Raw genomic sequence first — 7,913 nt, 5'->3', positions numbered from 1 at the left:
GCCCTGGTCGTGGGCGGTGCCGGTGGTCAGTAGAGGGCGATCCTCGGGTGGACCGTGCCCTCGGCCGCCGGGTCGGTGACGGTGACGCGGTAGACCTCGGTGAGGGTGGCGCCGGCCGGCAGCGTGCGCCGGCCGGTGGTCAGGTCGGTGAAGAGGGTGCCGGTCTGGCTGCCGAGGCCGACGGACTTCCAGCAGCCGGTGGCGGTGCGTTGCTCGACCTTGACGTCCGTCGGGTCGAGGAACGGGCCGGCGTCCGGCGACTCCACCAGGAGCTGCGGGGCGACGGTCCGGTCCGCCGCCGAGTCGTTGCGGTAGGTGAGGGTGACCTCGTGGCTCTCGCCGTCCGCGGTGAGCGGGCTGGTGGCGAGGTCGACGAAGTCGACGGGTATGGCGGACGCCTGCTGAGCCGTGGACACGGTGGTGGCGGTTTGCGGCGTGGCCGCCGCGGCGGGTCCCGCCAGGGCGAGGCCGGCGGCCGCCACGGCCACGGCGAGGAAGGCGACCCGGAGACGGCTGTTCTTGGATGACACGTGCGCGGATCCTTCGTGATCGTGGGGGGTTCCGGCCGGGCCCCATCACTGGATACCGGCCAGGGACGTTTCCAAGATTACGAAGGGATGCCCGAAGACGGTAACTACCGCCGGGTATTGGAGAGATCCCGTGGAATGTCGGCCACATGGCACCTCGCTGGCCAATTTCCCCTCTCTTGAGCTAGACATTCTCCGACCCCACCTCGACCAGTGGGGTCCAGGGGATTCAACAGCCCAGGGGGGCACCCACCCATGACCACGTATCACCACGCACCAAGACGCTCCTCGCGTCTCAGACTCGTCGGGGCCGCGCTGACCGCGCTCGTCCTCGCCGCGACGGGGACGGCGACGCAGGCGATGGCCGCGCAGGACACGACACAGCAGCCGCAGTCGTCGAAGACACCGCCGCCGCCCGTGCCGACCCTCGCCTGGTCCGACTGCCAGGGCGGCTTCGAGTGCGCGAACGCCGACGTGCCGCTGGACTACCGGGAGCCGCAGGGCCGCACGATCACGCTCGCGGTGGTCCGCAAGAAGGCGGCCGACCAGACGAAGCGCAAGGGCACGCTCTTCATGCAGCCCGGCGGCCCCGGCAACTCCGGCGTGGACTTCGTCCGCAACAACCACGCGGGCCTCCCGGCCGCGCTCCGCGACTCGTTCGACGTCTTCGGCTACGACGTCCGCGGCGTCGGCCGCAGTTCGGCGCTCACCTGCTTCGACGATGCCCGCTACACCAAGGCCGTCACCGACGCCAAGGGCGTCCCGGGCCCGGACGCCTTCGGTCCGGCGCTGCGCGAGGCGGCCGAGTTCAACCAGGCCTGCCAGGACAACGCGGGCGAGCTGCTGCCGTACGTCGGCACGGAGTACGTCGCCCGCGACATCGACCTGCTGCGCCAGGCCCTCGGCGAGGAGCAACTGACGTACTACGGCCGGTCGTTCGGCTCGTACATCGGCACCGTCTACGCCGCGCTGTTCCCGAAGCGGGTGCGCGCGCTGACGCTCGACGGGGCGTACGACCCGTACAAGTACGCCAACCGCCCCTACGCATACGACAGTGCCCAGTACCTGGCGCTGGACGGCTCGATGAGCCGCTTCCTCGACTGGTGCGCCGCCGACCAGGCGATCTGCGGCTTCGGCGACGGGGACCCGCGCGGGGCGTTCGAGAAGCTGAAGAGCGATCTCGACGCGAACCCCGTGACGACCGCGAGCGGCGGGAAGGCCAACGGCTACACCCTGGTCTACCGGCTGATGTTCAACATCAACGAGGGCAAGGTCATCTGGCCCTCGCTCGGCGCGGCCCTGCGCAAGGCGCAGCTGCGGGACAACACCTCGTTCCTGCTGCGGCCGCCGTCCCCGGCCAGCTTCGACTTCCTCGGCCCGAACGTGGTCGTCGAGTGCGTTGACAAGGACTACCCGAAGAGCCTGCGCAAGCTGCGGCGGAACGTCACGGCCAACGCGAAGGCGGCGCCGCTGCTGGGCCCGGCCATGGCGTTCGGTCCGCCGACCTACGACCACCAGCACGCCACCGCGTGCGTCCAGTGGCCCGCCGAGAAGGCCAGCCGCTACGACGGCTCCTTCCGGGCCAGGGGCTCGGCGCCGATCCTGGTCCTCGGCACCACCGGTGACCCGGACACCCCGTACCAGGACGCGGTCGCCCTGTCCCGGCAGCTCGACAACGCCTCACTGCTGACGTTCGACGCCGAGGGGCACACAGCGTTCGGCCGCAGCGCCTGCGCGACGGACGCGGTCATCAACTACCTCGTCGACCTGAAGGTCCCGGCCTCCGGCACCACCTGCACGGACGAGACCCAGCCGCCGTCCTCCACCCCGAAGGTCGCCCCGCCCGGCACGACCCTGGGCGAACTCCGCAACGGCGTCAACGAGCGCGTCGACCGCATCGGCGACGTGAGCTGACCGGCTCCGCGGACTGATCGGCTCCGTGAGCTGATCGACCGACACGAACCCCGGTGGGCCCGCCCGTTCACGGCCGGCACACCGGGGTTCGGCACGTCCACGGTCCGGAACGCGTGGTTCTTGTGCGGGCCCGCGTGTCCGTCTTGTACGGGGACCTGGCCCGGGTGGTCCACCGGTGGTGCGACAACGTGCCCGGGGGCGGCCCCGCTACCCGTCCCTCTCCTGGTCCGAGTCGGTGTCCAGGTCGGTGTCCGAGTCGGTGTCCAGGTCGGTGTCCGAGCCGGTGTCCAGGTCGGTGTCTGAGCCGGTGTCCGAGGCGGTATCCAGGTCGGTGTCCGAGGCGGTGTCCGAGTCGGTGTCCAGGTCTCCGAAGGACAGCGCGTCCAGGTCGCCGTCGAAGTCCTCCGGGATCAGGAACATGTGCGCCGGCGGGTCGGGCGGCGGGGCGCGGTGCGGGTCGGGGCCGGTGAGGGACTGTTCGGTCCAGATGCACTTGCCGGTGGTGGTGTAGCGGGTGCCCCAGCGCTGGGAGAGCGCGGTGATGAGCTGGAGGCCCCGGCCGCCCTCGTCGGTGTCGGTGGCCCGGCGTATTCGGGGCATGGTGAGGCTGCCGTCGAAGACCTCACAGACCAGCGCGGAGCCGTGCAGGAGGCGCAGGCGGACGGGGCCCTTGGCGTGACGTACGACGTTGCCGACGAGTTCGCTGGCGAGGAGTTCGGTGGTGGGGGCGAGGTCGTCCAGGCCCCAGGCGGCGAGCTGGTCGCGGACGTGGCGGCGGGCCTGCCCGGCGGCCCTCGGGTCGTCGAGCAGGGACCAGGAGGCCATCCGGTCGTCGGTCAGGGCGTGCAGGCGGGCGACGAGGATGGCCGCGTCGTCCGCCGCCGCGTGCTCGGCGGGCAGCAGGCCGTGCGTGAGGGTGTCGCAGAGGCGTTCCAGGTCGGCGGCGGTGCCGTCCTCGTGGGCGGTGCGCAGAAGGCGGGCCAGGTCGGCCATGCCCTCGTCCATGCCCCGCTTCGCCGACTTGACCAGGCCGTCGGTGTAGAGCACGATCAGGCTGCCCTCGGGCACCGTCAACTCGACCGTCTCGAACGGCGGTTCGGCCGCGCCCAGCGGCGGGTCGGCGGTCACCTCCGGGAAGCGCACGGTGCCGTCGGGGCCGACCAGGGCCGGTGGCGGGTGCCCGGCGCGGGCGATGGAGCAGACCTGGGTGGTGGAGTCGTAGAGGGCGTACAGGCAGGTGACGTACGAGTCCTCGCCCATGTTGCCGACGATGTCGTTGAGGTGGCTCATGATCTCGTCGGGGGGCAGTTCGAGGTCGGCGAGGGTGTGGACGGCCGTGCGGAGGCGGCCCATGGTGGCGGCCTCGGACAGGCCGTGGCCCATGACGTCGCCGACGACGAGGGCGACCTGGCCGCTGGAGAGCGGGATGACGTCGTACCAGTCGCCGCCGACGTCCATGCCCTGCCCGGCCGGGAGGTAGCGGGCGGCGGACTCGCAGGCGGCGAGGTCGGGCAGGTCCTGGGGGAGCAGGGCGCGCTGGAGTTCGCGGGACCGGGTGTGTTCGAGGTCGTAGAGGCGGGCGCGTTCCAGGGCCTGGGCGAGGAGCGCGCTGATCGCGGTGAGGAGGGTGCGTTCCTCGTCGGTGAGGCGGCGCGGCCGGTCGAAGGAGACGACGCACACACCGAAGGTGTGGTCGGACGCGGTCAGCGGCAGGAACGCCCAGGCCTGTTTTCCGGCCCGGGCGGGCAGGTCGGCGGGCTGGGGGACGTACGCGGCGTACTCCTGCGGTGAGGAGATGAAGATCGGGGTGCCGGTGCTGATGGCGTCCCAGGCCGGGCCGTACGGCGCTCTGGGGCGGTGGTTGACGAGGTCGATGAACTCGGCGGGGTAGCCGACGGCGCCGACGTTCTGGAGCCGGCCGCCCTCGACGGCCTGGACGAGGAGGCCGGTGGCGGCGAACGGCGGCAGCACCCGGAGGGCGACCGCGTCGACGACGTCCTGCGAGGTGGTCGCCTTGGCGAGCGCGGCGGTCAGCGCGGCGATGCGGTGGGCCCGTTCGGAGGCCGCGCGCTCGGCGTCGCGGCGCTCCTCCTCGTGCCGCCGTTTCTCGGTGACGTCGGTGAAGTAGATGGTGCGGCCGTCGGGGCCGGGCACCAGCCGCAGGTGGTAGACGCGGTCGTGGTCCGGCATGTGTACGTCGAACCCGGCGGGTTTCTCCTCGGCGGCGGCCTCCCGGCAGCGGCTCTCCAGGCCAGGGTTCTCGCGCACGGAGGGCAGGTCCCACAGCAGACGCCCGAACAGCTCCTCCTCGGAGAGGCCGAGGGTGCGTTCCGCCTCCAGGTTGGCGAAGGTGATCCGCCAGTCGTCGTCGACGGCGAGGAAACCGTCGCTCATGTGCCGCAGGGCCCGGCTGAGCGCGTCCCGCGCGGACCGCGACTCGTTGCTCTCCCAGCCGACGCCGATCATCCGGTGGGGGTCGCCGTGCTCGTCGTAGGTGGCCCGGCCGCGGGCCTGCGTCCAGCCCCAGGTGCCGTCGAGGCGTCGTACGCGGTACTCCGCCTCGTACACGCTGTGATCGCGGATCGCCCGCTCCGCCGCGGCCAGGGTCGGGGCGAGGTCGTCGGGGTGGACGATCCGCATCCAGTTCTCGATCTGGCCGGTGAACTCGGCCGGCCTGGTGCCGTAGAGCTCCAGGGCCGCCTCGTCCCAGATCAGGTCGCCGGTGCGGATGTTCCAGTCCCAGGAGCCGACGCTGACCTCCTTCAGCGCCTGCCGCAGCCGCTCACCGCTCGGCTCGGTCTGGGTGGGTCCGGTTGGCGGCGGCGCCTGCGCCATGCGGTCCTCGGTCCAGTCGACGACCGCCCGTAGGAAGTCCCATTCCAGGCCGGTGGGTTCGCCCCGGTCGCCGGTGAGGACGGTGAGCGCGCCGATCGTGCGGTCGCGACCCGAGACCGGTAACGCGGCGAGACCGGTGCCGGGCCAGGCGATGGCCATGGAGCCCAGCGGCGACCAGACTCCGCTGCCCTGGTGCAGGGCGCGGGCCGGAGGCAGCGGGCCCTCCTGGTCGATGATCTCCCACGGGCGGGTGAGGGCGGGCGGGAGGCCGGTGACCGACACCAGACGCAGGGCGGACATGGGGCCCCTCAGATGGATCATCCCCCCGAGAGCGCCGAGCTCCCCCACCGCGTGCTGGAGCGCCAGCCGGAAGACCTCGCTCTCCGCGACGCCGGGATCCACCGTGCTGAGCAGGGCCAGCCGTGCGTTCATACGGCAGACCCTAGTGCTCTACTCACACGTAAGGCAGTCCGCCACAGGAATTCCACAGTGGCTCCCCCACGCCGTCCCCCAGGGCGATCACGCACCTCAACGGCACGGATTGCAGGGTGAGTTGACACATGGATCATGGATCGCGCCGCGCGCGTCATGCCCGCGCGTCCAGCCGCTGATGCGGTCGAGGGCGGGGCGGTCGCGACGAGCGCGGTCGCGAGGAGCGCGGTCGCGAGAGGAGCAGCCGCAAGAAGAGCAGCCGCGCGAGGAGCAGCCGCGCGAGGAGCAGCCGCAAGAAGAGCAGTCGGCCCATTGATATACAAATAGGACGGCGAGCGTGACCTGGATCTGTCGAGCGTCGTTGGGCCGCTGCGACACCAGGTTTGTCGCGACTCCAGGATGTCCGGCCCGACCTCAGCAGGCGCCATGTTCAAGACGTTGAAGGCATTCAAGACGTCGTTCGGGACGTTGTTCAGGACGTTCGTCGAGCAGTACGCGAAGAACCAGCAGCTCGAACGAGATCTCAAGGCTCAGCGCGGTGAGCAGGAGCGGCGCTGGCGGGACGAGGACCGCGTGGTTCTCCAGGCCGCCCTCGCCGCGAACCGGGTCGCCCTCGAACAGCACAACGGCACGCTCCAGCGCGCGGCCGGCGTCTCGTACCTCACCCTGCGCTGCCACGAGGACACCTGGGCCTTCCTGGCCCGCACGGCGTTCGGTGTCTGGGAGCCCGGCTGGACCCAGAGCACACGCGACCCGTACGACCGGGTCGGCCCGACCGCGACCAGGGCGGCCCACTTCACCGCCGACCCCAACCTGCCGCCGGGCCGCATCACCAAGGCCGACGGCGGCATGCAGGACGTCCGGCTCTCCGGCCACAACCTGGTCCTCGTGCTCGACGCCCTCCGCGAGGCCACGGCCTCGGAGTTCACCGCCACCGGAGCGCGCGCCAGGACCCTCTACGACCGGCTGGCCTCCTTCACCGCCAGACTCGACCCGGCGGCGCCCACGGGCCGCACCACGGGCATCCTCTGGCGGATCGACGACAGCCTGCACAGCCAGTACGTGAGCCGATCGCCCGGCACCGGCACCGGGCGCCCCACCACCGCTCCCCTCCTCCACACGGTCCCGTCCCCCGCCCCGACGGCCCGCCGCCGCCACCCCGAGCGGAGCGGCTCCCCCGCGGTTCAGAAATAGGTGGCCCGGGACCCGTCGGGCACGGGGGTGCCCCGGCGGCGGGGGCGCAGGCCGGTGAGACCGATGGCGGTGGCCAGGAGGCCGCGGCGAAGGGCATGGCGCCATCGTGATCATCGCGGTCCGCGAGATCGCGCGGGGCATGGCGCCGTCGTGATTGTCACGTCCCAGGGACACTTCCGCCGAACCGGAGTACAACCTTCCGCCATATCCGGTCGTCTCACCTAATACCAGCGCTACATCAGCGTTGCTTCACCAAGGGGGACAACATGCGACGAATCGGAGCGGCGGTTCTGGCACTCGCGCTCGCGGGGACCGCGATAGGGACGGCGGCGGCCACCGCGAGTGCGGCGCCGGGGGGTGCCGCGCGTGCCGCGGCGGCCTGCCCGACAGGGTGGGGCAGCGGCGTCAAGGGCAGCCCCGACAGCGGTGCGGTGGCGCTGGCGGACATCAGGACCGGCCGGCACGACTGCTTCGACCGCATCGTGTTCGACGTCCCCGACGGCGGCGACAGCCTCGGCTACTGGGTCCAGTACGTCGACCAGCTGCACCAGTCCGGCTCCGGCGACCCCATCCCGGTGATCGGCGGGGCCATCCTCGAGATCCGGGTCGCCGCGCCGAGCTACGACCCCGAGACCGGCGGCGTCGCGTACCCGGGCAAGGTGGCCAAGCCCCTGCCCGGCGTGAACATCTCCGGGTACCGCACGTTCCGTGACACCCGCTTCGCCGGCAGCTTCGAGGGCGAGACCCAGATCGGCGTCGGCATCCGCGCCCGCCTGCCGTTCCGGGTGATCCAGCTTCCCGACCGCCTGGTCGTGGATGTGGCGCACAGCTGGACGTAGAAGGGGGCTCGGGGGCCCAGTTGGGGTGGGGCGGACGCCGTACGGTCGCGACGCGTCCGAGTCGGCGAACCACCCCTCCCCGAGGTCAGGTATACGAACATCGCCATGGCTGAGCATGCTGGGCGGTCGCATCCGGTCCGCCGGATCCGGTCGTCCAGTTGGCTCGGACACG

The 7,913-nt window shown here is 71.8% G+C and carries 5 protein-coding genes; 3 read left to right on the top strand and 2 right to left on the bottom strand.

The genetic code is table 11. The features are described 5' to 3' along the window. Positions 1-26: 26 nt before the first annotated feature. Positions 27-530 (bottom strand): signal peptide protein, encoded by a 504-nt coding sequence (locus ACFU53_RS25470; RefSeq protein WP_383996704.1) that lies wholly within the window; start codon positions 528-530, stop codon positions 27-29. Positions 531-782: 252 nt separating this feature from the next. Here ACFU53_RS25470 and ACFU53_RS25465 point away from each other — a divergent pair, with 252 nt between their 5' ends. Then, a complete protein-coding gene (locus ACFU53_RS25465; RefSeq protein WP_383996701.1) occupies positions 783-2,441 on the top strand; it encodes an alpha/beta hydrolase in 1,659 nt (552 codons plus the stop codon). 207 nt (positions 2,442-2,648) lie between these two features. Here ACFU53_RS25465 and ACFU53_RS25460 read toward each other — a convergent pair whose 3' ends face one another. Continuing rightward, positions 2,649-5,708: a SpoIIE family protein phosphatase gene (locus ACFU53_RS25460; RefSeq protein ID WP_383996698.1), complete on the bottom strand. Its 3,060-nt coding sequence runs from the start codon at positions 5,706-5,708 to the stop codon at positions 2,649-2,651. Positions 5,709-6,134: 426 nt separating this feature from the next. Here ACFU53_RS25460 and ACFU53_RS25455 point away from each other — a divergent pair, with 426 nt between their 5' ends. Together ACFU53_RS25455 and ACFU53_RS25450 are read left to right on the top strand one after the other, a co-directional pair. Next, positions 6,135-6,902: a hypothetical protein gene (locus tag ACFU53_RS25455; protein WP_383996695.1), complete on the top strand. Its 768-nt coding sequence runs from the start codon at positions 6,135-6,137 to the stop codon at positions 6,900-6,902. 266 nt (positions 6,903-7,168) lie between these two features. Further along, complete coding sequence (locus ACFU53_RS25450; RefSeq protein WP_383996692.1) at positions 7,169-7,741, top strand: hypothetical protein; 573 nt, start codon at positions 7,169-7,171, stop codon at positions 7,739-7,741. Positions 7,742-7,913: the final 172 nt, after the last annotated feature.

Origin of the sequence: Streptomyces sp. NPDC057474, from assembly GCF_042802555.1 — a bacterium.
Classification (GTDB): domain Bacteria; phylum Actinomycetota; class Actinomycetes; order Streptomycetales; family Streptomycetaceae; genus Streptomyces.
The sequence above is the reverse complement of the archived record's forward strand: the minus strand, read 5'-3'. Positions and strand labels throughout refer to the sequence as shown.